This window comes from Sphingomonas guangdongensis (genome assembly GCF_900199185.1).
Lineage (GTDB): Bacteria > Pseudomonadota > Alphaproteobacteria > Sphingomonadales > Sphingomonadaceae > Sphingomonas > Sphingomonas guangdongensis.
Window position 1 is genome coordinate 276,095 of record NZ_OBMI01000003.1, and the last position, 26,362, is coordinate 302,456.

Sequence of the window (26,362 nt, forward strand, 5' to 3'; positions counted from 1 at the left end):
ACCGGGTCCGCCTTCGCCGCGCCGTCGGCTTGCTAGCCGACGGGGATGCCCGGCATATCCTTGGAGGTGCGAATGGTCAGCGACGTCTTGACGTGGCTGACGTTGGGCGCCGGGGTGAGCTGCGTGGTGAGCAGTTCCTGGAACGCCCGCAGGTCGGTGGCGACGATCTTCAGGATGAAGTCGATCTCACCATTCAGCATGTGACATTCGCGAACCTCGGGGATCGCGGCGACATGGCGCTCGAACGCGGCCAGATCGGCCTCTGCCTGGCTCTTCAGACTGACCATCGCGAACACGGTGATGGTGTAGCCGAGGCTGCCGGGATCGAGCGCGGCGTGGTAGCCCTTGATCGCGCCGCTCTCCTCCAGCGCGCGAACCCGGCGGAGGCACGGCGGCGCGGTCAGCCCGACCCGCTCGGCCAGATCGACGTTGGTCATCCGTCCGTCGTCTTGCAACAGCCCCAATATTTGCCGATCAATGCGATCGAACGCCATCCCACCCCTTTCTTGTCGATTCGTTGCGACAAACCTAAGAAAATTACGCGCAAACGCAATTGTCTCACATTGTTACAGGGGCGGATCAAGGCTGTTCGCTGGTCGGATCGCGCGTTAAGAACTTGTTAGGCCCATCGGCAGCCGTGCCGGGGCGATCAAGAAGGACCCTTGCGCTTGCGCTTCGACGACGTGCTCGAAACCGTGTTGTCGTCCACACACGAGACGCCGCAGGCGGCCGCTGCCGCCTGGCGCCAGCTCGTCGACCTGGTCGGACGCGGCCGCGTGCCCGCCGACGGTGCGGTGATGGAGCGGCTGCACGAACTGCGCGCGCGCGTACCCGTGACCACTCGCAGCGCCAGCGCTCGGGCGCTCGCGGGCGCGCGTCCGCCGCTCGCGCTGGTCGACCTGCTTGCCTGCGACGAGGCGAGCGTCGGCTCTCCACTGCTACGCCACGTCGAGCTGTCGCTTGCGAACTGGGAAGCCTTGCTGCCGCGGCTCACGCCGACCGCGCGCGCCGTGCTGCGTCACCGCCGCGACCTGCCGGGTGAGGTCGTGCGGGCGCTGGAGACCTTCGGATCGGTCGACTTCGTGCTTCCGGGACTGCCCGCACCCGCTGATGTGAAGGCGCCGTACAGGCTGGCAGCCCCGATCGACCCGCTCCCGACCACTACGCCGCCCGAGCCGCCGTCGTTCAAGTCGGTCGGCAGCGTCGCGCGGGCGATACCGCTGGTCGTGGAAGCGCTGCGCCGCGGGAACGACAACGACGTGCCCGCGCCGCTGCCCGATGGCACCTTCCGCATCGCCGACGTGGTCGCCCGGATCGAGGCGTTCCAGCGCGACGGCGCATCGCCCGCACCGGAGGCTCCGGCCGTGCCCGCGCGCGAGCAGTTCCGCTTCGAGGCCGATGCGACCGGCGTCATCCGGTGGGTGGAGGGCGTCGCCCGGGGTGCTGTCATCGGGCTCAGCCTGGCGACGCCGGCGCAGCCGGGCGGTACCGGCGTGGACGGTGGCGCTGCAGGCGCGTTCCGTCGACGTACCGCCTTCGCCGATGCGCGGCTGTCGCTTGCCGGCGGCCTCGCGCGCGGCATCTGGCTGCTGAGCGCCACTCCCGTGTTCGACACTGCGACCGGCCGCTTCACCGGCTATCGCGGCCACGGGCGGCGCCCGAACCCGCACGAGCAGGCCGGCGGCGCCGCCGCGCTCCGCGCCGACTCGCTGCGTCAGCTGGTGCATGAGCTGCGGACGCCGACCAACGCCATCGCGGGTTTTGCGGAGATGATCGAGCACCAGCTGCTCGGCCCGGTCGCGGACGCCTACCGCCTGCAGGCCGTCGCGATCCGCGCCGATGCGGGCCGCCTGCTCGCCGCGATCGAGGATCTGGACGCGGCAGCCCGGAGCGAGGCGGGCGCGCTGGAGCTCAGCCCCGAACCGCTCGATCCGGCCACGCTGCTCCGCCGCGCGCTCGCCGAGGTGGAGCAGCTGCGGGCCGTTCGGGACTGTTCAGTAGACCTGGTCGCGGGCGAGGGCAGGGTGTTCGCGGACCGACGCACGCTGGAGCGGCTGCTGACGCGGCTGCTCGGCACGCTGATCGGCGCGGGCGAGGCGGGCGAGGTAATTCCGGTGACGATCCGCCCTGCAAACGCGGCGGTCGAGCTGGTGTTCGGCCGACCGCGCGCGCTGGCGGCGTATGCGGGCGACGCCCTTCTTCAGATCGACGAGGAGAACAGCCCGGCCTCGCTACTCGGCACGGGCTTCACGCTGCGGCTGGTGCGCAATCTCGCGCAGGCGCTCGGGGGGACGCTGGTGATCGAAGCGGCACGACTGGTGCTCCTACTGCCCGCGGCAGCGGGGCGGATAGCGGACCAGGCTGCGAGCGGCTGAGCGTGACCGGTTACCGGCCTGACCGCGCGGCGACGGCGGACCGGGTTTCGCCATCACCCGGCTTCGGTCAGCGCTTCACGCTGTTCGTCGATACGGAGGAGGAGTTCGACTGGACGGCGCCCTTTCGCCGCGACGCGCGGGCGGTCACCGCCGCCGATGCGATCCCCGCGGCGGCAGGCAGGCTGGTGGAGCAGGGCGCCGCGCCCGTCTTCCTCGTCGATCACCCGATTGCGACCGATCCGCGCGCGATCGCCGCGCTGGCCGCCGCACTGGAACATGATCGAGTGGGCGTCGGCACCCAGCTGCACCCCTGGGTATCGCCGCCGTTCGAGGAGGAAGTGAGCGCGCGCAACAGCTTCCTCGGCAATCTGCCGCTTGGCTTGCAGGCGGCCAAGCTCGATGCGCTGACACAGGCGATCACAACGGCGTTCGCGCGTGGGCCGCGCATCTTCCGCGCCGGGCGCTACGGCCTGGGTCCGGGAACGATCGAACTGCTCGCGCCGCGCGGCTACCGGATCGATAGCTCCATGCGGGCGCACTACAGCTATGCGGGCGAGGGCGGGCCGGACTATTCCGACGTCGGCAATCATCCGTTCCGGGTCGCAGGGCTGGTCGAACTCGCCTTCACCACCGTCTTCACCGGAGCGTTGCGGCGGGCCGGTCCGTCGCTCCACCGCACGGCCGACCGGGTGCCGCGCGGCCACGGGCTGCTGTCGCGCACGGGGCTCCTCAACCGTGTCTCGCTGACGCCGGAGGATATGCCGCTCGCCGACGCGCTGGAGGCGGTGCGCGTCGCGATCGGCGATGGGCTGCCGATCCTCAACCTCGCGTTCCACTCGCCGAGTCTGGTGCCCGGACACACCCCCTATGTGCGCGACGCGGCGGACCTGCGCGCGTTCTGGCGCTGGTGGGACGCCGTGCTCGCCCTCCTTGCGCAGCGCGGCGTCGCGTCCGCCAGCGAGGGCGAGGTCGTCGCCGCGCTCGGCTGACCGCTCGGGCGCGGTTGCGCCCGCGCTCCCGCTCGGCTAGGCGGACGCCACCGGGGAGTGGCGCAGTCCGGTAGCGCGCCTGCTTTGGGAGCAGGATGTCGCAGGTTCGAATCCTGTCTCCCCGACCAAATTCTCACGATATAAGCGGTGCGCCGCGGGCAAAGCCCGCGCCGTCGGTCGCGGCGGTGGCCGCGCCGGCCGCGCGCGCCTTGTGCGCCGCGCCAGCTTCGCTGACGCATCAGCCGGCGCGCTGGTGGGCCCGGCAGGACTCGAACCCGCAACCTAGCCGTTATGAGCGGCCAGCTCTAACCATTGAGCTACAGGCCCCCAGCGGGCGCAAGCGTTACCCAGCGCCGGTCAGGCGCGCAACGCGTTTCAGCCGCGCGCGGCGGCGGCGGCGCCGACGTCGCTGGTGTGAATGCCGCACTCCGTCTTTGCGAAGCCGCGCCAGCGACCGGCGCGCGGGTCCTCCCCCGGCCGGATGGTGCTGGTGCACGGCGCACAGCCGATCGAGCCGTAGCCCCGCTCGAGCAGTGGGTGCCGGGGCAGGTCGCGCGCGGCGGCATGGGCGTCCAGCCGGTCCTTGCTCCAGGCGATCAGCGGATTGCACTTCAGCCGCTCGCCATCGAGTTCGAACGGCGGCAGCGCCGCCCGGGTTGCGGCCTGGAACGCCTTCCGCCCGGTGATGCTCGCGTCGAAGCCGGCGAGCGCGCGGGCGAGCGGGCGGACCTTGCGGATGTCGCAGCAGCCGTCGGGATCGTAGGACCAGCGTTCGCCGGCCGCATCGCGTTTGGCGATCTCGGCCGGGTCAGGCGCGATTACCCGCACATCGCTGAGCCCGAGCCGCGCGGCGAGCGTGTCACGGTAGGCGAGCGTTTCAGCGAAGTGACGCCCCGTGTCGAGGAACAGGACGGGGGTCGCCGGGTCGACCGCGGCGACCAGATCCAGGAGCACCGCAGACTCCGCGCCGAACGACGACACCACCGCGACCCGCCCGAGCAGCCCGTCACCCAGCACGGCCTTGAGCAGGTCGGACGCGTCGCTCTTGGCGAAGCGGTCGTTCAGGCGGGCGACGTCGGCCGGGCTCCAGCGCGGCGACAGGTCCAGCGTGTCGATCGGGCGGGCACTAGCCATGGCGACGCCGCCACACCGGTTCGGCCGCGTCCGCGCCGCGCTGGTACACCGCCGCATAGCGCTCGACGCTGCGCTTCAGGACTTCGGGATCGATCGCCGCTTCGGGCGCGAAGCTGTTGAAGCCGCAGCGGATCATGTGCGGCACCTGGTCGACCAGCACGTCGCCCTGCGCGCGCAACTCGCCCATGAAGCCCGCCTCCCGCAGGATGCGAGCTGCGGAGTAGCCGCGGCCATCACGAAAGCTCGGAAAGGAGATTTCCACCAGCTTGAGCTGCGCGAGGCGCGGCAGCAGCGCACGGGCGTCGTCGCCCGCTTCCAGCCGCACGGCATGGGCGTCGTCCTGGCTCAGGAAGGCCTCTAGCGTGACGGCCGGCTGCTCGCCCGCAGCGTCCTGGCGGAGGGCCGGCGAGGGATCGCCGGCGACGTCGGTCGCGTCGCGATCAGCCATAGATCACCTCCTTGAACGGCTCCATGCCGAGCCGACGATAGGTGTCGAGGAACCGCTCACCGTCTTCCCGCCGCGCCAGGTAGAGATCGGTCACCTTCTCGATCGCGTCGACGACCCCGTCCTCCGAGAAGCCGGGACCGGTGATCCGGGCGAGGCTGACGTCCTCCGCGCCCGATCCGCCGAGCAGCAGCTGGAAGTTCTCCACGCCCTTCCGGTCGACGCCCAGCACGCCGATGTGGCCCGCGTGGTGGTGGCCGCAGGCATTGATGCAACCGCTGATCTTGAGCTTCAGTTCGCCAAGCTCCTGCTGACGCCCGTTCGCGCCGAAGCGGGTGGCGATCTTCTGCGCCAGCGGGATCGAGCGGGCATTGGCGAGGCTGCAATAATCGAGCCCGGGGCAGGCGATGATGTCACTGATCAGGTCGAGGTTCGCCTCCGCCAGCCCGGCGTCGCGCAGCGCCGACCACACGGCAAACAGGTCGCGCGCGGCGACGTGCGGGAGGACGATGTTCTGGGCGTGGGTGACGCGAAGCTCGTCGAAGCTGTACCGCTCGGCCAGATCGGCCATCAGGTCGATCTGGTCGGCGCTGGCGTCACCGGGGATGCCGCCGATCGGCTTGAGGCTGATCGTGACGACGCGGTAGCCCGGATGCTTGTGCGCCGACGTGTTCTGGTCGAGCCACGCAGCAAAAGCGGCATCACCGTTCGGGACCAACGGCGATTCGACGCTTTCGAACGGCGGGTCGCCGAACATCGCCGCAATCCGATCCAGCTCGGCGAGCGGCGGATCAAGCCCGAGCGCCTTGACCGCGACGTGCTCTTCCTCGACCTGGCGGCGGTACTCGTCGGCGCCCAGATCGTGGATCAGGATCTTGATGCGCGCCTTGTAGATGTTGTCGCGCCGGCCGTGGCGATTGTAGACTCGCAAGCAGGCCTCCAGGAAGCTCAGCAGCTCCTCGGCCGGCACGAACTCGGCGATCTCTGGCGCGATCATCGGGGTGCGGCCCATGCCGCCGCCGGCAAACACGCGCGCGCCGATCCGGCCATCCCGCTTCACCAGCTGGATCCCGATGTCGTGGAGCCGCATCGCCGCACGGTCGGTGTCGCTCGCAATCACCGCGATCTTGAACTTGCGCGGCAGGTAGGTGAATTCGGGATGGAAGGTCGACCACTGCCGGATCAGCTCGGCCCAGGGCCGCGGATCGGTCACCTCATCCGCGGCGGCGCCGGCGAACTGGTCGGAACTGATGTTGCGGATGCAGTTCCCGCTGGTCTGAATGGCGTGCATCTCGACCGTCGCCAGCTCGGCGAGGATCTCGGGCGCGTCCTCCAGCTTGATCCAGTTGAACTGGATGTTCTGCCGCGTCGTGAAATGGCCGTAGCCGCGGTCGTAGGTGCGCGCGATGTGCCCGAGCATCCGCATCTGGCGGCTGTCGAGCGTGCCGTAGGGAACGGCGACCCGCAGCATGTACGCGTGAAGCTGCAGGTAGAGGCCGTTCATCAGCCGCAGCGGCTTGAACTGATCCTCCGTCAGCGCGCCCGACAGGCGGCGCGCGACCTGGTCGCGGAACTCCTCGACGCGCGCATCGACGATCGCCTGGTCGTACTGGTCGTAGCGGTACATCAGATTACCCAACTGCCGGCAGCAGGGTCGGCCGGCTTCAGTGTGAGATCGGGTCGCACCGTGGGGCCGAGCGCGCGGATACGATCTTTAATGTGGGCCGGGCGGGGACCGTCGGCGGTCGCGACCGCGTCGACCAGGTAGGGCACGTTGACCCGGCGTGCGCCCTCCTCCGCCCGAGCAATCGCTTCGCCACCATCCCCAACGTCGGTCGCCTCGGCGACGTGGCGCGACCAGCCGCTGCCCGTCCACCAAACCACGTCACCGCTGACGAGATCGTTGCCGGTGAGCAGCTTCACGCCAGCGCCTCGGCCTGGCTGGCCAGCGCGCCGAGCCGGTCGGCGGCATCAGCCAGCAACACCACCTCGCCGACGACGATGATTGCCGGGCTGACCACCCGCTCGCGCGCGATCATGTCACCCAGGTCGGCGAGCAGCGTCCGGAGCGCGCGATGGCCGCTCAGGGTTCCTTTTTCGAGCACCGCGACCGGCATGTCGGGCGCGACGCCGTCAGCCATCAGCTTGTCGGCGATCGCGGTGCAGGTCGCGACCCCCATGTAGATCACCAGCGTGCGGCCCTTGCCGGCGAGCCCGGACCAGTCCTGATCGGCGAGCCCCTTGCATTGGCCGGCGACGAAGCTGACCGCCGACGACCAGTCGCGGTGAGTGAGCGGCAGCATCGCCTCCGCCGCGCAGCCGAGGGCGGCCGACACGCCCGGGATCACCTCAACCGGCAGCCCGGCGGCGCGCACCGCCTCCACTTCTTCGCCACCGCGGCCGAAGATGAAGGGGTCGCCGCCCTTCAGCCGCACGACGACCTGGCCCATTCGAACATGCGCGATGATCAGCGCGTTAATTCCCTCCTGCGGCAGCGTATGGCGGTCGCGCTGCTTGGCGACAGAGATGCGGTGCGCGGACGGCGGCGCGATCTCCAGCACGCGCGGATCGATCAGGCCGTCATGGACGACGACATCCGCCGCCTTCAGCGCCTCCACGGCGCGGACGGTCAGCAGTCCGGGGTCGCCCGGGCCGGCACCGACCAGGATGACGCGCCCGCGCGCGGTGGGATCGAGAAGGGTGGCCATGGCTCTGGCAGATGGTCGCCGCCGCCGGGTCGGACAACGCACGCTTGCTTGGCGCGCAACTAGCGAAACTTGTGCGGGCAGGTGGGCCCTCAGCCGTCGCGCAGGCCGATGCCGATCACGCCGCGCGCCTGTTCCGCCTCGTTGCTGACCACCGGGTATGCGCAATAGTCGGCCGCGTAATAGGCGCTGGGGCGATGGTTGCCCGACCAGCCGATGCCGCCGAACGGCGCGTTGGAGGCAGCACCGTTGGTCGGACGGTTCCAGTTGACGATGCCGGCGCGGATATTGGCCCAGAACGCGTCGTAGAGCTTCGGATCCTGGCTGATCAGCGACGCGGACAGTCCGTAGCGGGTGTCGTTGGCTAGCCGGATCGCCTCGGCGAAATCGTCCGTCCGGTAGACCTGTAGGATGGGCCCGAACAGCTCGACGTCCGGCCGCTCGCGCGCGGTCGTCATGTCGATCAGCGAGGGGGTGAGGAACGGCCGGTCCGCGACCGGGCGGGTCAGGTGCCGTATCGGGCGGCCGCCGAGCGTCATCAGCGCGAGGAAGCTTTCCGTCAGCATGTCGGCGGTGTCGTTGTCGATCACCGACCCCATGAAGGGGGCGGGCTCGTCATGCGGCGCACCGACGATGATGCGGTCGACCAGCTTCAGCACCTCGGCGAGCAGGGCATCCGCGATAATCTCATCAACGATCAGCCGCCGCGCCGCCGTACAGCGCTGGCCGGCGGTGGTGAAGGCTGACTGCACCACCAGCACGGCGGCGGCGTACAGGTCCGGCGTGCTCCACACGATAATGGGGTTGTTGCCGCCCATCTCCAGCGCCAGGATCTTCTCCGGCTTGTCGGCGAACTGGCGGTTGAGCGCGATCCCGGTCATAGCGGAGCCGGTGAACAGCAGCCCGTCGATCCCCTCGTGCGCGGCCAGCGCCTTGCCGACCGCCGGCCCCCCAATCGCGAGCCGCAGGCAGCCCTCGGGCACGCCGGCCGCACGGAAGCAATCGACGAGAAAGGCCCCGCTCGCCGGCGTCTTCTCCGACGGCTTGAACACCACGGAATTGCCGGCGAGCAATGCGGGCACGATGTGCCCGTTCGGCAGGTGAGCGGGAAAGTTGTAGGGGCCGAGCACCGCCAGCACGCCGTGTGGCTTGTGCCGGACGGCCATGCGGCTGGTCATCGGGCCTTCCGACCGGCGTTGCCCGGTCCGCTCGGAGAAGGCGGATGCCGAGATGTCGACCTTGGCGACAACGCTCTCCACCTCCGTCCGCGCTTCCCACAGCGGCTTGCCCGTCTCGCGCGCAATCGTGTCGGCGAACGCGTCGGCGCGCTGGCGGACGACGTTGGCGAAGCGGCGCAGCGTCTCGATGCGGTTGGCCAGCGGCTGCGAGGCCCAGGTCGGCCAGCAGTCGCGCGCGGTCGCGACCTCCGTATCGACGTCGCTCGCCGAGCCGCGCCACAGGACCTCGCCGGTCGCCGGTTCGGTGGAGATGATCTCTGGACCCGCCATCCGGGCTACCTGCCGGGAAAGCGCCGGGCTGCCAAGTCCGCAGGCGTCATGACAGCGCGGCACCCATCGCGCGGATCGCGGCGACCTTGGCATGGAGCGGCACCCAGTCGTCCCGCTCGTCGATCGCGGACCAGATCGCTTCCACCTCGTCGATCAGCAGCGAGCATGGTTCGCCGCGCCAGTAATCATGGTCGCGCGGCTTGCGCGGCGCGTAGCCGGTCAGCGCCCCGCGCGCGTCGGCGAAGGCGTCCTCGGCCGGCAGCGTGCCGCCGAACGCGTCGAAGAAGAAGCGGTCGATGCTGCCGTTCGTGGACCGGAGCGCCTGCTCGACCGCCTGGATGACGGCACGGTCCTGCGAGTCGCCGCGAGGCACCACGCCCAGCCGCCACAGCAGCGCGTCGGTGACCGCCGCCTGGTAGCGCTCGGGGAAGGTGTCGAGGCTCGCGATCAGCGGCTCCGCATCCGCGATCAGGCGCAGCGACACTGCAAGCTGCAGCGCGTCCCAATGGATCGCCTCCGGCTGGCGCCCGAAAGCGTAGAGCCCAGCATGATCGAAATAGGCGGCGGTGAAGGCCGGGTCCCAGGTTGGAGTGAAGCGCCACGGTCCGTAGTCGAAGCTTTCGCCCGTCACGTTGATGTTGTCGGAGTTGAGGACGCCGTGGACGAAGCCCGCCGCCATGTAGCTGGCGGCGAGCCGTGCGGTGCGGGCGACCACCGCATCCAGCAGGCGGGCGGGGCCGTCCGGCCCGCCGGGCTGATCCAGCAGGTTGACTAGAACGTAGTCGACCAGTCGCGCCATGTTTTCCGCGTCGCGGTGATAGGCAAGCCGCTGAAACGTGCCGATGCGGATGTGGCTGTGGCTCAGGCGCACCAGCACGGCCGCGCGGGTGGGGGAAGGCTCGTCGTTCCGCTCGAGCGCCTCGCCCGTCTCGATCAGCGATAGGGTGCGGGAGGTGGGCACGCCCAGCGCTTCCAGCATCTCGGTCGCCAGGATTTCGCGAACGCCGCCCTTCAGCGTCAGCCGACCGTCGCCGAAGCGGCTGTAGGGGGTCTTGCCCGAACCCTTGGTCCCCAAGTCCACCAGCCGCCCGGCTCGGTCGCGGAACTGCGCGAACAGGAAGCCGCGACCATCGCCGATCTCTGGGTTGTACTGCCGGAACTGGTGCCCGTGATAGCGAAGCGCGAGCGGCTCGCCCAGGCTGCCGAGGATCGGCTCGAACCGGCCGAAGTGACGCACCCACGCATCGTCGTTGAGCTCGTCGACGCCGATCTCGGCCGCGGCCCTGTCGTTGCGAAAGCGCATGATGGCCTGCGGAAAGTCGGCGGCCGCGACGGGATCGTAGAAGGCGTCGCCGAGCGCCAGGATGGTGCGCGCGGGTGCGGGTTGCGGGTTGCCGGTCATGCGGCGATATGGGTGGCGATGGGTGACCGGCGCAATCCCGCTTTCGAGGACCGCTATTGGGAAAGCGCCGACGGCGTGCGCCTTCACTACCGCGACTACGGCGGCGGTGCCGAGGGACGCCCGCCGGTCGTCTGCCTGCCCGGGTTGACGCGGAACGCGCGCGATTATGACGCGCTTGCCCGGCGGCTGGTGCCCGACTGGCACGTGATCGCGGTCAATTTGCGCGGGCGGGGCGGCAGTGCCGCCGCGCGCGATCCGCTTAGCTACGTGCCCGGGACCTATGTCACCGACGTGCAGCGGTTGCTCGACGATCTGGGCGTCCGCCGCTTCGTGGCAGTGGGAACGTCGCTCGGCGGGATCGTCACCATGCTGCTCGCCGCCGCTGGCCGTCACCGCGTTGCGGGCGCGGTCCTGAACGACATCGGCCCGGCGATCGAGCCCGGCGGCCTCGCCCGCATCCGCGGCTATGTCGGTCGCAACGTCTGGCATCCGACCTGGATGCACGCCGCGCGCGCGCTCGCGGAGGCGCACGGCGATGTCTACCCACGCTACGGGATCGAGGATTGGCTCGCCATGGCCAAGCGGCTCTACCGGCTGAACTCGGCCGGGCGGGTCGTGCTCGACTATGACATGAAGATCGCCGAGCCGTTCCGGGTGCCGGGGAACGAGGCCGGGCCCGACCTGTGGCGTACGCTCTACCATCTCGCCGGGCGGCCGGTGCTGCTGGTGCGCGGCGCCCGCTCCGACATCCTTTCCCACGCGACGGCGGAGCAGATGCTGCTGCGCCTCGGCAGCCGCGCCGAGCTCGTCACCGTGCCCGATGTCGGCCACGCTCCGACGCTCGACGAGCCAGAGGTGCAGCCCGGGCTCGATCGCCTGCTGGCGGCGATTGCGAGGGAACCGACCCCGGCCTGAAACCTTCAGTCGCGGCAAGCTGAGGGAGTGCCGCATGACCGATCTGTCCGACGCCCATACCAAGGTGACCAGCCTCGCGGGCAAGCGTGTCTTGGTGACCGGGGGCACGACCGGCATCGGGCGGGCGATCGCCGTGCTGCTGGCAAGCGAGGGTGCCGCGGTTCACATCTGCGGCCGCACCGCTGAGCATCTCCAGGATGCGCTGACGCGCGTCGCGGAGGTGGGCACTGGCTCCGGTACCGTCGTCGACCTGGGCGAGGAGGGCGCGGTCGACCGGATCTTCGCCGAGGCAACCGCCGCGCTCGGCGGGCTCGACATCGTGGTGGTGAACGCCGCGATCGCCGCCGAGGGGCTCAGCACCATGTCGGCGGAGGACGTCCGCTACGCGGTCGCGGTCGACTTCACGGCCTATGTCATGTCGGCACACGCCGCGATCCAGCACTTCGACGGCGCCCCCGGCGACATCGTCCTGATCGGATCGGTCAGCGCCCATGTGCTCGGGCCCGGCTCCACCGTCTACGCCGGGATCAAGGCCGGGATCGCGGGTTTTGCCGAGGCGCTCCGTCGCGAGCTGGGCGAGAAGGACATCAAGGTGTCGCTGGTCGAGCCGGGCAAGACCGGCGCGGACATGCAGCTCCCCGACATCTCGGACGCGGAGCAGCGCAAGATGATCGGCGAGGAAACGATGCTGCGGGCCGAGGACATCGGGGTCGGCGTCCATTACCTGCTCACCCAGCCACGCCGCGCGGTGGTGCAGCAGCTGACCATCGTGCCGCGCGCGCAGGGCGACGAGTGACGTTCGCGGTCGACCGCCTCGTCTTCACGCCGGCGGACGTAGATCTCGCCCGCTCGCCCCTTCGCGGGCACATCGAGGCAGAGACCTACGTCCTCGGTGCGTTCAACCCAGGCATGACCCGGCTGCCGAGCGGCAACCTGCTGCTGATGGTGCGGGTGGCGGAGGCGCTTCGCAAGCCGATGTCGGGCGGGCACATCCACACCATCCGCTGGGAGGAAGGGGAGGCGGGCAATCCCGGCCGCTACCTGCTCGACGCCTGGCCGCTCGAGCATGTCGACACGTCCGACCCGCGCAAGTTCCTGATGCGGGGCGGCGGGTGGAAGGTGATGGCGCTCACCTCGCTCAGCTGGCTCCTCCCGGTCGAGCTGACCCCCGACGGGCTCGACGTCGTCGCCGTCCACTACGACCGAGCGATCGTGCCGCAGGCGAGCTATCAGTGCTACGGGGTGGAGGATGCGCGGATCAGCCGCGTCGGCGACCGCTGGCTGATGACGACCTGCTCGGTCAGCCCGGAACGGCACTCCACCACGCTCTACAGCTCGACCGACGCTGTCGAATGGACGCTGGAGGGCATCGTCCTCGATCACCAGAACAAGGACATGCTGATCTTTGAGGGGCAGGTGGACGGCCGCTACTGGGCACAGACCCGGCCGCTCGGCGACCTCTACTTCGCCTATCCGCCGGGCGCGGAGTGGCGCGCGGGACCATCGATCAACCTCGCCACCTCGCCGGACGCGCTGCACTGGAAGCCGCACGATCGCCCGGGCATCCGGCCCCATGCGGCGACGGTCTCCACGGCGCGCATGGGCGGCGGCGCGCCACCGATCCGGACGCCGCGCGGCTGGCTGACGCTGTGGCACGGGGTGGAGCCGTCGGGCGTGGTCGGTGTCTATCGCACCTACTGGTCGCTCCTCGACCTCGACGATCCGGCGACGACCGTCGCGACCGAGCATGCCGCCTTGCTGGAGCCGGCCGCGGCGCTCACCGAGACGCTGCGCGACCTCATGTACCTCGACAACGTCGTGTTCACGACCGGGATCGTCGATGCGGGCGATCATTTCATCGTGGCGAGCGGCGAGGCGGACCTCGCCTGCCGGATCACGCACGTGCCCAAGTCGGCGTTCGGGCTCTGACGCCCGCGCCGATCATCGTCTCCGCGCTGTTCGGCGCGGAGGACGCCGCCTGGCTCAATGCCGCGCGCCGGGCGCATTTTCCGCCGGAGCGCAACGTCCTCGACGCGCACCTGACGCTCTTTCACCATCTGCCGCCTGACGTGGGCGCGGAGCTGAAGCGCCGCCTGTCCGAACTGACCCGGAATCAGCCGCCCCCGCGCGCGTGGATCGGCAGCCTACGCAATCTCGGTCGCGGTGTGGCCTACGGTGTCGAGTCGCCGGAGCTGGAGGCGATCCGCGCCGAGCTGGCCGATGCCTTCGCGCCGCTGCTCACGCCGCAGGACCGGGCCGGCTGGCGCCCCCACGTCACCATCCAGAACAAGGTCGAGCCCGCCGCCGCCCGCGCGCTGCTCGCCGAGCTGAGCGCCGGCTTCACCCGCCGCCCCTTGAGCATCGCCGGGCTCGCCGCCTGGTGGTACCGCGGCGGCCCCTGGGAGCCGCTGTCGCGCCACATGTTCGCTTGACCGCCCGGGACGCCCGACCTATTGGGCGCGCCTTGCCTCTCGGGGCGGAGTAGCTCAGCTGGTTAGAGCAGCGGAATCATAATCCGCGTGTCGGGGGTTCAAGTCCCTCCTCCGCTACCAGGCACCTAGTCGCGGGCGGACCGCCGGACTATGCCCCCCGCATGACTTACGAGACGATCCTGGCAGAGCGGCGCGGCGACGTGCTGGTGCTGACCCTTAATCGGCCAGACCGGCTGAATGCCGCGCCGACGCTGATGTTTGACGAGCTTCGGCACGGACTCGCGCACCTGGACGGCGCGCGTGCGGTGTTGCTGGCCGGGGCGGGTCGCGCCTTCTGCTCAGGGGCGGACGTCGGCGCGGGAGCGCTGCTCGCAGGGGATCCGGGCGAGGCGACGCACCGGGCGCTGACCGAGCACTACAATCCCGCACTCCACGCCCTGTCCGAGCTGCCCGTGCCCGTGGTGAGCGCGGTGCGCGGTGCGGCGGCGGGGATAGGGTGCAGCCTGGCGCTCGCCGCCGACCTGTGCGTCGCGAGCGACACGGCCTACTTCCTCCAGGCGTTCGTCAACATCGGTCTGGTCCCCGACGGTGGCGCGAGCTGGGTGCTGCCGCGCCTGATCGGCCGCGCCCGCGCGCTCGAAATGATGCTGCTGGGCGAGCGGGTGCCGGCCGCACGCGCGCTGGAGTGGGGGCTGATCCACACGCTGGTGGCCGACGCGGAGCTGGACGACGCGGGCCTGGCGCTCGCGACCCGGCTCGCTGCCGGAGCGACCGTCGCAATGGGGCTGATCCGCCGCGGGATCGCCCACGCGCTCGACAGTAGCTACGTCGAGGCGCTGAACCGCGAGGCGGGCGACCAGCGCCGGGCGCGCGGCACCGCCGATGCGCTGGAGGGCGGGAGCGCCTTTCTGGAGAAGCGCGCGCCCATCTTCCGCGGCGCGTGAAAATGTCTACATCATGCCTGCCATGACCATCCACACCACCAAGATGCTGATCCTGGGCTCCGGCCCGGCGGGTCTGTCCGCTGCCATCTACGGCGCGCGCGCGGGCTTGGAGCCGATCGTCGTTCAGGGCATCCAGCCCGGCGGCCAGCTGATGACCACCACCGATGTCGAGAATTACCCTGGCTTTCGCGAGGTGATCCAGGGCCCGTGGCTGATGGGCGAGATGCAGGCACAGGCCGAGCATGTCGGCACGCGGATGATGTGGGACACGGTCGTGAAGGTCGACCTGACCCGCCGGCCGTTCCGGCTCTACGGCGACGGCGGCGACGTGTACGAGGGCGACGTGCTGGTGATCGCGACCGGTGCGCAGGCTAAGTGGCTGGGTCTCGACTCGGAGGAGCTGCTGAAGGGCAAGGGCGTCAGCGCCTGCGCGACTTGCGACGGCTTCTTCTACCGCGGCAAGAAGGTGGCGGTGATCGGCGGCGGCAACACCGCGGTCGAGGAGGCGCTATACCTCACCAACCACTCCGACGACGTGACGCTCATCCACCGCCGCGACACGCTGCGGGCGGAGCGGATCCTCCAGCAGCGTTTGTTCGCGAGCGAGAAGATCTCGACGCTGTGGAACAAGGAAGTGCACCGCTTCCTCGGCGGAGGCACGCCGGAGGGGCTGGTCGGGATCGAGCTGAAGGACACGGTGACCGGGGAGCTCTCGACGCTGGAGGTCGACGGCGGCTTCGTCGCGATCGGCCACCATCCCGCGACTGAGCTGTTCCGCGGGCACCTGAAGCTCGACGAGGACGGCTACATAGCGGTCGAGACCGGCTCGACCCGGACCAGCGTCGCGGGCGTGTTCGCGTGCGGCGACGTGATGGACAAGGTCTATCGGCAGGCAGTGACCGCGGCCGGCACCGGCTGCATGGCCGCGCTCGATGCCGAGCGGTTCCTGCAGGCGGAGGAGTTCGCCGAAGTAGCGGAAGCGGCGGAGTAGGGCCCGCTCTCCCCTTCCTTATAGAAAGGGGAGCTTTACCGCCTCAAGTAGTCGCTCTCCCAGCCAAGTCTTGTCAGCCGCGCCGGCAAAGCTGTGGCTGCTCGACGTCAACTCGACGATTTTGCCGGGGCTGCCGGCCTTCCACGCTGCCCGGAATGCCACCGCCGTGTTGTCGCGGGTCGCGAGCAGAAACGTCGCCGGAATCCCCGACGCACGCAGCGCGTCCGCCATGCGCTCGACCAGCCCTTCCGCGGACGTTGGCTTCACCACCTTCAGCAGCCCGCCCGCGAGCTTGCGCAGGTTCACGCCGCCGCCGAGCAGGCGCAGCCACTCCCGTGGGTCGCGCAGCCGCTCGGCGTAGCGGGCTCTGATCGCCGCAGCCTGCGGCAGGTCGCCGCTGCCGCTGTTGCCCGTCCACGGGTTGGCGAGCACCAGCGCGTCGAGGCCGGCCGCGGCATGGAACAGCGCTAGCGCGCTGGCCGCGTCGCAGTTGCCGAACGCGACGACACGCGTCACCCCCGTCGCGCGCAGGGCCGCGGCCGCCGCCGCGATGTCGGCGGCGCTCTCCTCGAACCCGCGGTTCTCGCCGGTCGAGTCGCCGATCCCGCGACGATCGTAGCGGAGGACAGGAACACCCTGCGCCGCGAGGTCGGCCGCCAGCAGGGCCATGCCGCGGTGTGCGCCGGCCCGGATCTCGTTGCCGCCGGACACGATCAGCAGCCCGGTGCTGCTCGCGGCTTCGTCCAGCGTGGCGACGATCGTGTCGCTTTCACACGTGATCTCAAGAACGCGCCTCATCCACCGATCCACGCGGCAATGTCGCGCGCCAGTACCGCGGCAAAGCCGGGATCATTGTCCGGCTCCGCGCGGCGCCACAGCGGCGGTCCGTCGAGCTTCAGGTCGGCCGGCTGCGCATCGCTAGCGAGTCGGACAACACGCGCGGTCGAAGGCACGGCTGGGCGAAGCTCGTCCAGCAGCGCGCCGGACACGCGGTTGCCGGCGATCTCCACCGTGTCATCGCTTGCCCCGCTTCCTGCCTGCCGCAATCTATCAAGTTCCCTGCAGAGCCCCGCGCCATCCTGCGGCGCCAGTTGCCAGCGCCCCGCCAGTTCCGCCTCGGCGTCGATCAGCGCGCCCGATCGGATCGCGACCGACCAGCGTGCTCCGGTCGCGCGGGCCGCGGCGGCAAAGGCCGCGCGCCAGCCCGCGAGCGTCGCGTCCTCCGTCCTCATCAGGCTGTCGTTGGTGCCCGGCAGGTCGGGCAGCACGCTCCCGATTCCGCCGGTGGCGAGCGCGCGCATGACGGTAACGGCAAAGGTGCGGGTTCGGTTCGCCTCCTCGAACGCCGGGAGGGCGACAATCACGACCGCGCCGGCATCCGGGCCTAGGCGGAGCATCGCCTCGCGCCCGCCAGCCCAGTCGAAGTGGCCGATCAACCGAGCGCCTTGGCTTGCGCGAAGCGGGTAAGCGCGCCGAACGTCTCCAGCGTGTCGCCGTCGACGTCATCATCTTCGATCAGGATGCCGAGCCGGTCCTCCAGCTCGGTCAGGACGCCGGCGACCGCCATTGAGTCGAGCTCCGGCAGCGCGCCGAACAGCGGCGTCTCCTCGCGGAAGGCGGCGGCGCGCTCGGCGCTGATGCCGAGCACGTCGCGCAGAACCGCACGAACCGTCTCGATCACTTCGGGTGCGCCATCGGGCAGCAACGTTATTCCCCCCAACCTTTGGTAAAGGTGCCCGCCGTTACTGGCTGCGGCGATGCTTGCCAAGCTTGCGCCCGGAGGAGTTAAGATGCCGTCGATGGTGCCGCTCGACCCCGTTCCCCAGCCGATCGATCACGTGCTGCGCGGGGTGGCCGACGCGGTCGCGCTGGAGGATCGCGGCGGCGCGCTGACCTTTGGCGAGGCGGAGCACGCCGTCGCGCGGCTTGCCGGCTGGCTCGCGGCCATGCGGTTGCCGGCGGGCGCACGGGTCGCGAGCTGGCTGCCGAAGACGCGGGAGGCCTGCCTCCTGCCGCTGGCCGCCCCGCGCGCCGGGCTGGTGCACGTACCCATCAGTCCGGTGCTGAAGCGCGCGCAGGTCGCGCACATCCTGGCCGACAGCGGCGCGGCGGCGATGCTGACCCAGCCCGCGCGGGCGGCGACGCTGGAAGCGGGCGACGTGCCTGCGGGCGTCACGGTTCACCAGGCGGCAGGCGAGGGCGATGCGCTGCCCCGCTCGGTAGCCGATGCTGATGCGCTCGCCGCCATCCTCTACACGTCCGGATCGACCGGCAAGCCCAAGGGCGTGATGCTCAGCCACGCCAACCTGTGGCTCGGCGCGATCAGCGTCGCGCACTATCTGGCGATCACGCCTGGCGACCGCGTGCTCGGCGTGCTGCCGCTCTCTTTCGACTACGGCCAGAACCAGCTGTTCTCGACCTGGGCGGCGGGGGCGCGCGTGATCCCGCTCGATTATCTGACCGCTCGCGACGTAGTGAAGGCCGTCGGGCGGCACGGCGTCACCACGATCGCCGGCGTGCCGCCGCTCTGGGTGCAGTTGCTTGAGGCGGAGTGGCCGGCGGAAACCGCGAGCAGGCTGCGGCGGCTCACCAACTCGGGCGGCGCGCTGACGCCGCGACTGGTCGGTGAACTCCGGGGCAGGTTCCCGGCGGCCGACCTCTACCCCATGTACGGCCTGACGGAGGCGTTTCGGTCGACCTACCTTTCGCCCGATCTGGTCGACGCGCACCCCGATGCGATCGGCCGCGCGGTCCCGTTCGCGGAGGTCATGGTGGTGCGCGCGGACGGCGCGTGTGCCGCACCGGGCGAGTCGGGCGAGTTGGTCCACGCGGGACCGCTCGTCGCAAAAGGATATTGGCAGGACGCCGCGCGCACCGCCGTGCGGTTCCGTCCGGCGCCCGCCTGGTCGCGGAGCGGCGGCACCGCGGTCTGGTCCGGGGACACGGTGGTGGAGGGGGCGGACGGACTGCTCCGCTTCGTCGGTCGTGACGACGAGATGATCAAGTCGGCGGGCAACCGCATCAGCCCGACCGAGATCGAGGAAGCGGTGCTGGCGGGCGGCGAGGTCCGCGAGGCGGCGGCGTTCGGCGTGCCGGACCCGCGGCTCGGCCAGGCGATCGTCGTCGTCGCGGCGGGCGACGGCTCGGCGGAGGAAGCCGTGCGCATCCGGCTGCGCCGCGACCTGCCGAGCTTCATGCAGCCGCAGCGCTTCGAGTGGCGCGACACCCTGCCGTGCAATGCCAACGGCAAGCTCGACCGCGCCGCACTCAGGACAGAACTCGCATGAAGCCGACCGGCCCGATCCCGCCCGCGTTTGCGACCCCAGGCACGCTCACCATCGCCGGGCGCAGCGCGGAGGACTGGGTGACCGAGCACGGCTCGCCACTGTTCCTCTACGATGCCGCGCAGGTGGAGAGGCGGATCGCGACGCTGCGCGCAGCACTGCCGGCCGCGGTCGAGATCCACTTCGCGATCAAGGCCAATCCGTTCCCGCCGCTGCTCGCCCGCGTTGCGCCGCGGGTCGGCGGCTTGGACGTCGCCTCGGCCGGCGAGCTGGAGAAGGCGCTGGCGGTGAAGGACGCGGCGCACATCAGCTTCGCCGGTCCCGGCAAGCGTGATGCGGAGCTGGAGGCGGCGATCCGCGCCGGCGCGACGCTTAACCTGGAAAGCGAGGGCGAGGCCGCACGCGCTCTGACCATCGCCGATCGGCTCGGGGTCGTGCCGCGGCTGGCGGTACGCGTGAACCCGTCGTTCGAGCTCAAGGGATCGGGCATGAAGATGGGCGGGCGACCGTCGCCGTTCGGGGTCGACGCGGTGCGCGTGCCCGCGCTTGTTCGCCAGCTGGTCGCGGCCGGGGCGGACTGGCGCGGCTTTCACATCTTTGCCGGCAGCCAGTCGCTGGATACCGCCGCCATTATAGAGACGCAGGCCGCTACGGTGCAGCTAGCCGAGCAGCTGATGGAGGAGGCGGGGCATCAACCGCCCCTCATCAATCTTGGCGGCGGGTTCGGTGTGCCGTACTTTGCGGGTGACACGCCGGTAGACGTAACCGCGGTCGGCGCCGCCTTGGCGGATGTGATCGAAGGCGCAACCCAGGCCTACGCGATCGAACTTGGCCGCTGGCTGGTGGCGGAGCCGGGCGTGTACCTGACCCGCGTCGTTGACCGAAAGGAAAGCGGCGGCGAGACCTTTCTGGTGTGCGATGGCGGGCTCCATCACCAGCTTGCCGCGACCGGCAACTTCGGCACCGTCGTACGCCGTAACTACCCCGTGGCACTCGCCCGCGACATCGGCAGTGCGGGTACCGAAGTAGTGTCGGTGGTCGGACCCTTGTGCACCCCGCTCGACCGCCTCGCCGACCGGATCAGCCTGCCGCATGCCGACGTCGGTGACCTCATCGCCGTGTTCCTCGCCGGTGCCTATGGGTTGTCCGCCAGTCCCCACGACTTCCTCGGCCATCCGAAACCGGCGGAAATCCTGATCTAACCTGGATCACACCTAACCCTATCTTCACCTTTTCGCTCGATATCGACCCGTAACTTGGCGGGAGTGGCGCTGTTCGACGGAACAGGGGCCGCCGTCTCCCGCACGCGAGTCGGAGATCATGCGAATGCGTTCGGGTCGAACCGCCACAACCTTTCTCACCGCCGGGGCGGTTGCCGCGCTGGTGACCGGCTGCGCGAGCGGCGGCCGCCAGGAGCTGCCGCCCGCCGCCTTCGTCCAGGCTAAGGAGGGCCCCGGCGAGGAGTATGTGATCGGCCCGCTCGATCAGCTCCAGGTCTTCGTGTGGCGCAACCCGGAGCTCTCGGCCAAGGTGCAGGTCCGCCCCGACGGCCGCATCACCACGCCGCTGATCAGCGACATGCCCGCCGTCGGCAAGACCCCCGCGATGCTCGCCGACGACCTGAAGCTCGCGCTCGGCGAGTATATCAAGGAGCCGATCGTCTCCGTCATCGTGGAGAACTTCTCCGGCACCTACAGCCAGCAGGTCCGGATCGTCGGCGCGACGGAGAAGCCGGCATCGCTGCCGTACCGCGCCAACATGACGCTGCTCGACGCGATGATCGCGGTCGGCGGCCTCAGCGAGTTCGCCGCCGGCAACCGCGCGCGGCTGGTCCGCTTCGACCGGGATACCGGCAAGCAGCGCGAGTACGCGGTCAAGCTCAACCGCCTGCTGAAGGACGGCGATCCCGCCGCCAACGTCCGGCTGGAGCCGGGCGACGTCATCATCATCCCGGAAAGCATGTTCTGACGATGGGCAGCGGATTGTTCGACGAGCTGCGCGTGGCGCTCCACGCGGTGTGGCTCCGCCGCTGGATCGCGCTGGCGGTCGCCTGGGCGCTTTGCCTAGCCGGGTGGCTGGTCGTGTCGCAGATCCCCAACCAGTATGAATCGCGCGCCCGCGTGTTCGTTCAGCTGCGCAACGTTCTGCCGACCCAGACCGGGGTCACCCAGGCTGAGCAGGCCAAGGACATCGATCGCATCCGCCAGACGCTGACCAGCTCGGTTAACCTGCAGAAGGTCGTCCGCGGGACCGACATCGCGCAGAGCGTCCAGACCGAGCGCGACGTCGCCGACCGGGTCGCCGCACTCCAGAAGGCGATCAAGATCACCTCGACCCAGGACAATCTGTTCGAGCTGTCCGCGACGATCGCCAACGCCGGCGCGTCCGATGCGGCGAACGCCGCGCTCGCGAAGCAGGTCGTGCAGAAGCTGATCGACGTGTTCGTCGAGGACAACCTCGCCGAGAAGCGCGACTCCAGCACCCAGTCGCTCCAGTTCCTCGACGGCCAGCTCGAGGTGCGTCAGCGCCAGCTCCAGGACGCGGAGGCCAAGCGCGCCGACTTCGAAACGCGCTTCCTCGGCTCGCTGCCCGGCACCGGCCCGCTGGAGGAGCGGATGAGCGCCGCGCGTACCCAGCTCGCCCAGATCGACAGCGATCTCGCGGCCGCGCAGTCAAGCCTGGCGGCAGTCAACGGCCAGATGGCGGGCACCAGCGCGACGATCGCCGGCGCGGCGGGCGCAGGCCCGAGCGCGGGGCCGGCCCGCGCGCGGGTCGCGGCGATCCAGGGCCAGATCGCGGAGGCACGCGGTCGCGGCTGGACCGACAGCCACCCGGACGTGATCGCGCTCAAGAATCAGCTGAACGCAGCGCAGGCCGCCGCCCGCGGCGAGCCGCTGGTCGGCGGTGGCGGCGCGGGCGGATCGCCCAACCCGCTCTACCTGTCGCTGAGGTCGATGCAGGCCGACAAGGCCGCGCAGGTCGCGGCGCTTCAGCAGCGCAAGGGCCAGATTATCTCGGACCTGAACGGGTTCGAGGCGAAGGTCGCGCAGTCGCCGGGTGCAGCGGCCGAGCAGAGCGCGATCGACCGCGACTACCGCGTGCTGAAGGACCAGTACGACAAGCTGCTGGCCGACCGCGAGCAGGTGAAGCTGCAGAACCAGGTCCAGACCCAGACCGACGCCGTCAAGTTCAGCGTCATCGATCCCCCGACCAGCCCGCGCAGCCCGATCGCACCCAACCGCCCGATGTTCCTGACCGGCGTGCTGATCGTCGGGCTGTGCGGCGGCATCGGGGCGGCCTGGGCACTGAGCCAGCTTCGCTCGACCTTCCCGACCGCCGCGCGGCTGGAGCGGGCGAGCGGCATGCCCGTGATCGGCTCGATCGGCGAGGCGGTGAGCGCTGCACAGCTCGCGCTCCGGGCCAAGCGGTTCCGCCAGTTCGCCGGCGCGGCCGGCGCGCTCGGCGTCGCCTGGGCGCTGCTGCTCGGGCTCGAATTCTTCCAGCGCGGCATGGTTGCGTGAGGCCCAGATGAACGACGAAACGCCCCGAGCCTTCACCGGCAGCCTGCTGGAACGCGCCGCCGCGCGGTGGGAGTTCGCACCTGCTCCGCCGGTGCAGGTCGATCCGGTGCCTGCCGCCGCGGCACCGCAACGCGCCGTGCCGGTCCTGGACCTGGTTGATCCGCTACCGCCGTTCGGCGCGCCGCTCCGCCACGCGGTTACGATCGACCGTACGCTGCTGGCGGAAAGCGGCATGATCGTGCCGGGTGCCGCGGTGACCTCGCTCGCCGAGGAGTTCCGACTGATCAAGCGGCAGCTTCTGCTCACCGCCGGGACGATCGCCGACGCTGGCAAGGCGCGGGCTATCCTGGTCTGCTCGGCAAAGCCGGACGACGGCAAGACGTTCTGCGCCATCAATCTCGCGCTCTCGCTCGCCGCCGAACCGGACCGGGAGATCGTGCTGGTCGACGCGGACTTCGCCAAGCCCGACGTCCTCGCAACCCTCGGCGTGGAGGCGCGAGGTCCCGGGCTGCTCGATGCGATCCGCGGCAACGCGCTCGATGTCGAGGACCTGATCCTTCCGACCGACGTGCCGCACCTGTCGATACTGCCGGCGGGCACGCGCTCGCACAGCGACACGGAGCTGCTCGGCAGCGCGCGCGCGGCGCAGGTGCTGCAATCGCTGTCGGCGGCCGATCCGCGCCGCATCCTGGTGTTCGATTCGCCGCCCGCGCTCGCCGCGTCGCCCGCGGCCGTGCTGGCCGGACACGTCGGCCAGGTGCTCCTCGTGGTGCGGGCCGACGTGACGGTGGAAAGCGACCTGCGCGCGGCCGTCGCGCTGCTCGACGGGTGCGACCAGGTGCAGCTGGTGCTTAACGCCGTCGCCTTCGAACCCGGCGGCCGCCGGTTCGGCAGCTACTACGGGCAGGAGCAGGCGGCATGAAGCCATACCTGATCCTCGGCGCACTCACCGCCGGCGTCGTCGCCGTGCCCGCCGACGCGCAGCGCCGCCGCGACATCACGCCGTATATCGAGGTCAGCCAGGTGGTCACCGCCGACCTGGACGGCCCGGGCAGCGACGTGCTGACCTACACCAGCGTCGCCGCCGGGCTGGATGCCTCCGTCCAGACCCAGCGCGTCGAGGTGCAGGTCAGCTACCGCTACGAGCACCGCTTCGCGTGGGACGACCCGCTGGTCGAGGACAGCATCCACTCCGGCCTCGCGCGCGGTGCGCTCCGGCTCGGCTACGGGCTGAACCTGGAGGGCGGGGCGCTCGCCACCCGCGCGCGCAGCGACATCCGCGGCGCGCTGCCCGGCAATCTCGCGGGCAACGTCGGCAATACCAGCCAGCTCTACGCCGCCTATGTCGGCCCGACGCTCGCTACCCACGTCGGCCCCGGCACGCTCAACGCCGCCTATCGCTTCGGCTACACCAAGGTCGAGGAGCCTGGACTGCTGGGGCTCGGCCCCGACCAGGTGCCGATCGACTATTACGACGATTCCACCAGCCACCTCGCCATGGCCTCCTACGGCGTGCGCGCGGGCGCGGTCGCGCCGTTCGGCCTTACGGTCAGCGGCGCGTGGACCCGTGAGGAGGGGAGCCAGCTCGACCAGCGCTACGACGGCTATTTCGGTCGCGCCGACGTGGTGCAGCCGATTACCGGTCAGCTCGCGCTGGTCGGCGGCGTCGGCTACGAGAAGATCGAGATCACGCAGCGCGACGCGCTGGTCGACGCGACCGGTCAGCCGGTGACGGACGGTTCCGGCCGTTTCGTCACCGATCCAGCTTCTCCGGTGCGTCTCGCCTATCAGACCGACGGGCTGATCTGGGACGCGGGCGTCGTGTGGCGTCCGAGCCCACGTACCACGCTGGAGGCACGAGTCGGCCAGCGCTACGACACGACGATCTACACCGGCTCGCTCAGCTGGCAGGTGTCGGCGAACTCAGGCCTTCAGATCGGCGTCTACAACGGCGTCCAGAGCTTCGGCCGCGGGCTGCGCGACGCGATCTCGGCGCTGCCGACCAGCTTCGCGACCCGGCCCGATCCCTTCTCCGACCAGTTCAGCGGCTGCGTGTTCGGCACCGGCGCCGGCAGCGCGGCCGGCGGATCGGCGGGCGGCTGCCTCAACCCGCTGCTTGGCGCGATCAGCACGGCGAACTTCCGTGCGCGGGGCGTCGACGGCGTGTTCTCGGCGACGCGCGGTGCCTACACCTTTGGGCTCGGCGCTGGCTACTTCAATCGCCGCTACCTCCTTCCGCCGCTCAGCCCCGGGCAGTTCCTCTACGGCGTGACGGACGAGGGCTATTACGGCCAGCTGTTCGCGACCCGAACGCTCGACGGCCGCTCCAGCATCGCGCTCGACGTCTACGCCAATTATTTCGACAGCGGCGTGATCTACGCACCCGACGTGCTCGGCGGCGGCGCCAACGGCTCGTACAGCTACAGCTTCGGCCGGTTTGGCGCGACCGCGTCGCTCGGCGTCTACGCCTTCGACCAGGACGGGATCAGCGACGTGTCGGGTCAGGCGCTGCTGGGCATGCGCTACTCTTTCTGAACCATTTGCGGGCCATACGGGCGCGCAGGAGCGAGACCATGTACGAAGACCATTACCGACTGAGCGGACGCCCGTTCCAGCTGACGCCCGATCCGCGTTTCTGGTTCGAATCGGCGACTCACCGCAAGGCGATGGCCTATCTCGGCTACGGTCTGGCTCAAGGTGAGGGCTTCATCGTCATCACCGGCGACATCGGCGCGGGCAAGACCACGCTGGTCGGTCACCTGACCGACACGATCGATCGCGAGCGGATGCACATCGTCAAGATCGTCTCGACCCAGATCGAGGCGGAGGAACTGCTGCGCACGGTCTGCGCCGGCCTCGACGTCGACGCGACCGGCATGACCAAGGCGGTCATGCTCCAGGCGATCGAGCGCGGGCTCCACGCCGTCGCACGCGCCGGACGACGCACGCTGCTGATCGTCGACGAGGCGCAGGCGCTGCCCGTCGCGAGCCTCGAGGAGTTGCGCATGCTCTCCAACTTCCAGGCCGCCGGCCACGCGCTGCTGCAGATCTTTCTGCTCGGTCAGCCCGAGTTCCGCGACCTGCTCCACGATACCCGGCTGGAGCAGCTCCGCCAGCGCGTGATCGCGATGCACCATCTGGGGCCGATGGCGGCGAACGAGCTCGACCCGTACCTTACGCACCGCCTGTCGGTGGTCGGCTGGACGGGTACGCCGCGGTTCGGCGCCGATGCCGTCGCGGCGATCAACGACTGGTCCGGCGGCATTCCGCGGCGGGTGAACCAGCTTGCCGCGCGCGTGCTGCTGCTCGGCGCGATCGAAGAGGTCGAGCTGTTCACCGCCGACCATGTCGCGTCGGTGATCGCCGACTTGGACGGCGATGCGGCGCCGCGGCCCGTTCCGGTCTGGCCGATCGAGGCGGCCGAGCCCGCGGCCGTCGAGGACATCACAGCGGAAGCCGAGCAGTCGACCATCTCCGACGAGCCGCCGGTGATCGAGACCGCGATGCTCGAGCAGGCGGTGGAGGAGGCGATCGCAGAGGCGACCGCGCCCGTGAGCGTCATCGACCTGGACCTCGCCCGCCGGCTGGCGGCGATCGAGCAGCGCATGGACGAGCAGGACGCGGCGCTGCGCCGCGTGCTCACGCTGATGGTCGACTGGGTGGAGGGCGGTGCCCGTCCGGACAGCGCGAGCCTGCGCCAGTCGGTCGCCTGAGCCC

Annotated in this window: 26 protein-coding genes and 3 tRNA genes; 17 read left to right on the forward strand and 12 right to left on the reverse strand. The window is 70.3% G+C overall.

From position 1 onward, the window contains the following. Positions 1 to 32: 32 nt before the first annotated feature. Positions 33 to 494, reverse strand: a complete 462-nt coding sequence (locus tag CRO12_RS13315) for an Lrp/AsnC family transcriptional regulator (protein ID WP_097064565.1) — start codon at positions 492 to 494, stop codon at positions 33 to 35. Positions 495 to 668: 174 nt separating this feature from the next. Here CRO12_RS13315 and CRO12_RS13320 point away from each other — a divergent pair, with 174 nt between their 5' ends. From CRO12_RS13320 to CRO12_RS13330, 3 genes are all read left to right on the forward strand, one after another. Next, positions 669 to 2,375, forward strand: coding sequence for a sensor histidine kinase (locus tag CRO12_RS13320; protein WP_097065067.1), 1,707 nt, complete (start codon positions 669 to 671; stop codon positions 2,373 to 2,375). A gap of 2 nt (positions 2,376 to 2,377) precedes the next feature. Then, the gene (locus tag CRO12_RS13325; protein WP_097064566.1) at positions 2,378 to 3,364 is read left to right on the forward strand and encodes a polysaccharide deacetylase family protein; all 987 of its coding nucleotides are present in this window, start codon (positions 2,378 to 2,380) and stop codon (positions 3,362 to 3,364) included. Positions 3,365 to 3,415: 51 nt separating this feature from the next. Next, positions 3,416 to 3,492 (forward strand) — tRNA-Pro (locus tag CRO12_RS13330). 123 nt (positions 3,493 to 3,615) lie between these two features. Here CRO12_RS13330 and CRO12_RS13335 read toward each other — a convergent pair. The 8 genes from CRO12_RS13335 to CRO12_RS13370 form a co-directional block, all read right to left on the reverse strand. Beyond that, positions 3,616 to 3,691, reverse strand: a tRNA-Ile gene (locus CRO12_RS13335). 48 nt (positions 3,692 to 3,739) lie between these two features. Beyond that, positions 3,740 to 4,498, reverse strand: coding sequence for a phosphoadenylyl-sulfate reductase (locus CRO12_RS13340; protein ID WP_097064567.1), 759 nt, complete (start codon positions 4,496 to 4,498; stop codon positions 3,740 to 3,742). Next, on the reverse strand, positions 4,491 to 4,946 hold the full coding sequence (locus tag CRO12_RS13345) for a DUF934 domain-containing protein (protein ID WP_097064568.1): 456 nt from the start codon (positions 4,944 to 4,946) through the stop codon (positions 4,491 to 4,493). The genes CRO12_RS13340 and CRO12_RS13345 overlap by 8 nt, the downstream gene beginning before the upstream one ends. Next, entirely contained in the window at positions 4,939 to 6,570 is a 1,632-nt protein-coding gene (locus CRO12_RS13350; protein ID WP_097064569.1) for a nitrite/sulfite reductase, read from the reverse strand. Before CRO12_RS13350 ends, CRO12_RS13345 begins: the two co-directional genes overlap by 8 nt. Further along, positions 6,570 to 6,866: a DUF2849 domain-containing protein gene (locus CRO12_RS13355; protein WP_097064570.1), complete on the reverse strand. Its 297-nt coding sequence runs from the start codon at positions 6,864 to 6,866 to the stop codon at positions 6,570 to 6,572. Before CRO12_RS13355 ends, CRO12_RS13350 begins: the two co-directional genes overlap by 1 nt. Then, positions 6,863 to 7,651: a uroporphyrinogen-III C-methyltransferase gene (cobA, locus tag CRO12_RS13360; protein ID WP_097064571.1), complete on the reverse strand. Its 789-nt coding sequence runs from the start codon at positions 7,649 to 7,651 to the stop codon at positions 6,863 to 6,865. Before cobA ends, CRO12_RS13355 begins: the two co-directional genes overlap by 4 nt. An 89-nt stretch (positions 7,652 to 7,740) precedes the next feature. Next, positions 7,741 to 9,156, reverse strand: coding sequence for a succinylglutamate-semialdehyde dehydrogenase (astD, locus tag CRO12_RS13365; protein WP_097064572.1), 1,416 nt, complete (start codon positions 9,154 to 9,156; stop codon positions 7,741 to 7,743). Between the two features lie 46 nt (positions 9,157 to 9,202). Next, on the reverse strand, positions 9,203 to 10,558 hold the full coding sequence (locus tag CRO12_RS13370) for a protein adenylyltransferase SelO family protein (RefSeq protein ID WP_097064573.1): 1,356 nt from the start codon (positions 10,556 to 10,558) through the stop codon (positions 9,203 to 9,205). Between the two features lie 18 nt (positions 10,559 to 10,576). On the opposite strand from CRO12_RS13370, the gene CRO12_RS13375 reads away from it, so the two are divergent. From CRO12_RS13375 to trxB, 7 genes are all read left to right on the forward strand, one after another. Then, positions 10,577 to 11,473 carry an alpha/beta fold hydrolase gene (locus CRO12_RS13375; protein WP_097064574.1) on the forward strand — a complete coding sequence of 299 codons (897 nt, stop codon included), beginning with the start codon at positions 10,577 to 10,579 and terminating at the stop codon, positions 11,471 to 11,473. Positions 11,474 to 11,507: 34 nt separating this feature from the next. Continuing rightward, a complete protein-coding gene (locus CRO12_RS13380; RefSeq protein ID WP_097064575.1) occupies positions 11,508 to 12,269 on the forward strand; it encodes an SDR family oxidoreductase in 762 nt (253 codons plus the stop codon). Next, a complete protein-coding gene (locus CRO12_RS13385; protein ID WP_097064576.1) occupies positions 12,266 to 13,402 on the forward strand; it encodes a glycoside hydrolase family 130 protein in 1,137 nt (378 codons plus the stop codon). The genes CRO12_RS13380 and CRO12_RS13385 overlap by 4 nt, the downstream gene beginning before the upstream one ends. Beyond that, positions 13,360 to 13,905 carry a 2'-5' RNA ligase family protein gene (locus CRO12_RS13390; protein WP_097065068.1) on the forward strand — a complete coding sequence of 182 codons (546 nt, stop codon included), beginning with the start codon at positions 13,360 to 13,362 and terminating at the stop codon, positions 13,903 to 13,905. The genes CRO12_RS13385 and CRO12_RS13390 overlap by 43 nt, the downstream gene beginning before the upstream one ends. 43 nt (positions 13,906 to 13,948) lie before the next feature. Next, a tRNA-Met gene (locus tag CRO12_RS13395) sits at positions 13,949 to 14,025 on the forward strand. Between the two features lie 41 nt (positions 14,026 to 14,066). Further along, positions 14,067 to 14,849 carry an enoyl-CoA hydratase-related protein gene (locus CRO12_RS13400; RefSeq protein WP_097064577.1) on the forward strand — a complete coding sequence of 261 codons (783 nt, stop codon included), beginning with the start codon at positions 14,067 to 14,069 and terminating at the stop codon, positions 14,847 to 14,849. Between the two features lie 22 nt (positions 14,850 to 14,871). Further along, positions 14,872 to 15,840, forward strand: a complete 969-nt coding sequence (gene trxB / locus CRO12_RS13405) for a thioredoxin-disulfide reductase (RefSeq protein WP_097064578.1) — start codon at positions 14,872 to 14,874, stop codon at positions 15,838 to 15,840. 18 nt (positions 15,841 to 15,858) lie between these two features. On the opposite strand, the gene CRO12_RS13410 is transcribed toward trxB, so the two are convergent. The 3 genes from CRO12_RS13410 to CRO12_RS13420 are packed head-to-tail and all read right to left on the reverse strand — an operon-like array spanning position 15,859 to position 17,545. Beyond that, positions 15,859 to 16,638 carry a hydrolase 1, exosortase A system-associated gene (locus CRO12_RS13410; protein WP_097064579.1) on the reverse strand — a complete coding sequence of 260 codons (780 nt, stop codon included), beginning with the start codon at positions 16,636 to 16,638 and terminating at the stop codon, positions 15,859 to 15,861. Next, positions 16,635 to 17,276, reverse strand: a complete 642-nt coding sequence (locus tag CRO12_RS13415; RefSeq protein ID WP_097064580.1) for an alpha/beta hydrolase family protein — start codon at positions 17,274 to 17,276, stop codon at positions 16,635 to 16,637. Before CRO12_RS13415 ends, CRO12_RS13410 begins: the two co-directional genes overlap by 4 nt. Next, positions 17,273 to 17,545 (reverse strand): acyl carrier protein, encoded by a 273-nt coding sequence (locus CRO12_RS13420; protein WP_097064581.1) that lies wholly within the window; start codon positions 17,543 to 17,545, stop codon positions 17,273 to 17,275. The genes CRO12_RS13415 and CRO12_RS13420 overlap by 4 nt, the downstream gene beginning before the upstream one ends. A gap of 94 nt (positions 17,546 to 17,639) precedes the next feature. Between CRO12_RS13420 and CRO12_RS13425 the strand changes: the two genes are divergently transcribed. The 7 genes from CRO12_RS13425 (at position 17,640) to CRO12_RS13455 (ending at position 26,358) form a co-directional block, all read left to right on the forward strand. After that, positions 17,640 to 19,127, forward strand: a complete 1,488-nt coding sequence (locus CRO12_RS13425; protein ID WP_097065069.1) for an AMP-binding protein — start codon at positions 17,640 to 17,642, stop codon at positions 19,125 to 19,127. Continuing rightward, entirely contained in the window at positions 19,124 to 20,326 is a 1,203-nt protein-coding gene (locus CRO12_RS13430; RefSeq protein ID WP_097064582.1) for a pyridoxal-dependent decarboxylase, exosortase A system-associated, read from the forward strand. Before CRO12_RS13425 ends, CRO12_RS13430 begins: the two co-directional genes overlap by 4 nt. Positions 20,327 to 20,450: 124 nt before the next feature. Next, positions 20,451 to 21,092: an XrtA/PEP-CTERM system exopolysaccharide export protein gene (locus CRO12_RS13435; RefSeq protein ID WP_097064583.1), complete on the forward strand. Its 642-nt coding sequence runs from the start codon at positions 20,451 to 20,453 to the stop codon at positions 21,090 to 21,092. Between the two features lie 2 nt (positions 21,093 to 21,094). Beyond that, complete coding sequence (locus CRO12_RS13440) at positions 21,095 to 22,645, forward strand: XrtA system polysaccharide chain length determinant (protein WP_097064584.1); 1,551 nt, start codon at positions 21,095 to 21,097, stop codon at positions 22,643 to 22,645. A gap of 7 nt (positions 22,646 to 22,652) precedes the next feature. Beyond that, on the forward strand, positions 22,653 to 23,567 hold the full coding sequence (locus CRO12_RS13445; RefSeq protein ID WP_097064585.1) for a P-loop NTPase family protein: 915 nt from the start codon (positions 22,653 to 22,655) through the stop codon (positions 23,565 to 23,567). Next, a complete protein-coding gene (locus CRO12_RS13450; protein ID WP_097064586.1) occupies positions 23,564 to 25,180 on the forward strand; it encodes a hypothetical protein in 1,617 nt (538 codons plus the stop codon). Before CRO12_RS13445 ends, CRO12_RS13450 begins: the two co-directional genes overlap by 4 nt. A 38-nt stretch (positions 25,181 to 25,218) precedes the next feature. Then, positions 25,219 to 26,358: an ExeA family protein gene (locus CRO12_RS13455; RefSeq protein WP_097064587.1), complete on the forward strand. Its 1,140-nt coding sequence runs from the start codon at positions 25,219 to 25,221 to the stop codon at positions 26,356 to 26,358. The last annotated feature ends 4 nt before the right edge of the window (positions 26,359 to 26,362 follow it).

Bases quoted from the DNA above. Each gene is read 5' to 3' on its own strand.
- CRO12_RS13315 (WP_097064565.1), bottom strand. From the start codon at position 494: ATGGCGTTCGATCGCATTGATCGGCAAATATTGGGGCTGTTGCAAGAC.
- CRO12_RS13340 (WP_097064567.1), bottom strand. From the start codon at position 4,498: ATGGCTAGTGCCCGCCCGATCGACACGCTGGACCTGTCGCCGCGCTGG.
- CRO12_RS13345 (WP_097064568.1), bottom strand. From the start codon at position 4,946: ATGGCTGATCGCGACGCGACCGACGTCGCCGGCGATCCCTCGCCGGCC.
- CRO12_RS13350 (WP_097064569.1), bottom strand. From the start codon at position 6,570: ATGTACCGCTACGACCAGTACGACCAGGCGATCGTCGATGCGCGCGTC.
- cobA (WP_097064571.1), bottom strand. From the start codon at position 7,651: ATGGCCACCCTTCTCGATCCCACCGCGCGCGGGCGCGTCATCCTGGTC.
- astD (WP_097064572.1), bottom strand. From the start codon at position 9,156: ATGGCGGGTCCAGAGATCATCTCCACCGAACCGGCGACCGGCGAGGTC.
- CRO12_RS13370 (WP_097064573.1), bottom strand. From the start codon at position 10,558: ATGACCGGCAACCCGCAACCCGCACCCGCGCGCACCATCCTGGCGCTC.
- CRO12_RS13375 (WP_097064574.1), top strand. From the start codon at position 10,577: ATGGGTGACCGGCGCAATCCCGCTTTCGAGGACCGCTATTGGGAAAGC.
- CRO12_RS13380 (WP_097064575.1), top strand. From the start codon at position 11,508: ATGACCGATCTGTCCGACGCCCATACCAAGGTGACCAGCCTCGCGGGC.
- CRO12_RS13400 (WP_097064577.1), top strand. From the start codon at position 14,067: ATGACTTACGAGACGATCCTGGCAGAGCGGCGCGGCGACGTGCTGGTG.
- trxB (WP_097064578.1), top strand. From the start codon at position 14,872: ATGACCATCCACACCACCAAGATGCTGATCCTGGGCTCCGGCCCGGCG.
- CRO12_RS13410 (WP_097064579.1), bottom strand. From the start codon at position 16,638: ATGAGGCGCGTTCTTGAGATCACGTGTGAAAGCGACACGATCGTCGCC.
- CRO12_RS13425 (WP_097065069.1), top strand. From the start codon at position 17,640: ATGGTGCCGCTCGACCCCGTTCCCCAGCCGATCGATCACGTGCTGCGC.
- CRO12_RS13430 (WP_097064582.1), top strand. From the start codon at position 19,124: ATGAAGCCGACCGGCCCGATCCCGCCCGCGTTTGCGACCCCAGGCACG.
- CRO12_RS13435 (WP_097064583.1), top strand. From the start codon at position 20,451: ATGCGTTCGGGTCGAACCGCCACAACCTTTCTCACCGCCGGGGCGGTT.
- CRO12_RS13440 (WP_097064584.1), top strand. From the start codon at position 21,095: ATGGGCAGCGGATTGTTCGACGAGCTGCGCGTGGCGCTCCACGCGGTG.
- CRO12_RS13445 (WP_097064585.1), top strand. From the start codon at position 22,653: ATGAACGACGAAACGCCCCGAGCCTTCACCGGCAGCCTGCTGGAACGC.
- CRO12_RS13450 (WP_097064586.1), top strand. From the start codon at position 23,564: ATGAAGCCATACCTGATCCTCGGCGCACTCACCGCCGGCGTCGTCGCC.
- CRO12_RS13455 (WP_097064587.1), top strand. From the start codon at position 25,219: ATGTACGAAGACCATTACCGACTGAGCGGACGCCCGTTCCAGCTGACG.